The 1,728-nt window shown below is 36.9% G+C and carries 2 protein-coding genes; both read right to left on the bottom strand.

The window, feature by feature from the left end; genetic code table 11:
- Nucleotides 1–863: glycosyltransferase family 2 protein (locus H7254_RS14575; RefSeq protein WP_301933654.1), on the bottom strand; the 863-nt coding region annotated here is incomplete at its 3' end.
- A gap of 52 nt (nt 864–915) precedes the next feature.
- The coding region (locus H7254_RS14570) for a glycosyltransferase family A protein (RefSeq protein ID WP_301933653.1) at nt 916–1,728 on the bottom strand (813 nt) is incomplete at its 5' end.

The following is a 1,728-nucleotide window of genomic DNA, read 5'->3' as shown; positions in this document are numbered from 1 at the left end:
GTTGAACCTCCCAGCTCATTAATCATTTGTTCCGCTTTGGTACAATATTCAGGAAAGTCCGGATAAAACTGGTATGCCCATGTTTGAAAAGTATTGGCACAGGCAAGTCTGCTTTGTGGATTATTCTTAATTTTTAATATTTTTTCAGTACCCAAACTCAAGGAGGTAAAAGCCGATTTCATGTGCTTTTCAGATTGCCTCCCCGACAGACTACCGGCTACTCCATTTCTGTATAATAAAACAGCTTCTTCACAAAATAAAACTGTTGCGCTGCAAGTGATTACCCTCACCATAAATTCAAAATCATCAATTAAGCTCAGCGATTCATTCCAGGTACCAGCGCTTTCAATTATCTGCCTCGGAATAAGAAATATACCGGGCTGCATCATGTTGCTACCGTTATCTATTAACGAATTCACCAGCCAATCTATACCGGGCATGTCTTTCCATATTTTTTCAGGAGATAGTTTAAAATCAGAGACATCGGCTGCAAAGAACCTTCCCCATTTTGCGGATGCGATACAATCCGGCTTTTCTTTAATTTTCATTAACTGGGTTTCAATACATTCCCGGTTTAATAAATCATCCGCATCCATAAATTTTATGTACGCTCCTGCGCTTAATAAAAATGCCTTATTTCTTGCAGCAGCAGCTCCTTTATTTGGCCCGGTAAAATAGGTAAAACGCTTATCCTTAAAATTCTCCAGAATACGTTTGGTATTATCTGTCGACCCATCATCCACCACAATAATTTCAATGTTTGTGTAGGTTTGCTGCAACAGGGAATTAATCGTTCTGCCAATATACTTCTCTGCATTGTAAGCAGGAATGCAGACCGATATCAGTGGAAATTCAGGAGACAAATAATGTATAGTTTATTTAAAAAGCCGTTTGCTAAAAGTTGATACCCACCGCTTATTTTTCAACAGTGGTAAGCGCATTTACATCTGAAAAAATATATTTTCCTGGATGAGTTTCAAAATGAAATATTCCGGTAAAGAAATCTTTAAAGGAAAATTTCGCTTTTACGATCGCCTCTTTGGTTTTTGTAAGGTTTCTTGTTTTCACAAAATATTTGATGCTATTAACTGCAAATCTTCTTTTTCGTTTTTTTTGCAGCCAGTTTATTTGTTTGTCCGTTAAAGGCAATTGCAGGTTTTCCAACGCATCTTTTAAATAAATACAATAATTATACAGATAACTAAATTGATTTGTTTGCTCCTGTTCATCGTGCCTTCTGTAGAACAGAAAATTATCTTTTAGTACAAGCACATTTCCTTTTGAGGCTGCGTGTAAATTGAAATACATATCACTTGCTGGCCCGTAAGAAACAGGATACATTCCCAGGTTAAAGAAAAAATCTTTATTAATAATTGTTCCTCCCGGCCCGGCTTTTAAAAAAGGGTCGCTAAAAAAATGCCATTGTATGGCTTCACGGGATGTAAGTAAAACTTCCGCAAATATTTCCCTGGGATAGAAAATTGCCCAATCGGCCCTGCTATTTGCTTCCATACATTCTACACAATATCTTAGCCCGTCAGGGTATAACATATCATCTGAATCCAGGTATTTCAAATATTTACCTTGTGCATAGCTGGCTGCCTTATTCCTGTTGGGGTAATCCCCTAAATTTTTGTCATTCACATACAACTTTACTCTTTCATCCATTTTTTCAAATTGTTTTGCAATTGTTACGGTGGCATCTGCAGAACAATCATCTACAATAAT

Source organism: Ferruginibacter sp., from assembly GCF_014377975.1.
Taxonomy (GTDB): Bacteria; Bacteroidota; Bacteroidia; order Chitinophagales; family Chitinophagaceae; genus Ferruginibacter.
Note: the sequence above shows the minus strand (reverse complement) of the source record. Positions and strands in the feature narration are given on the sequence as shown.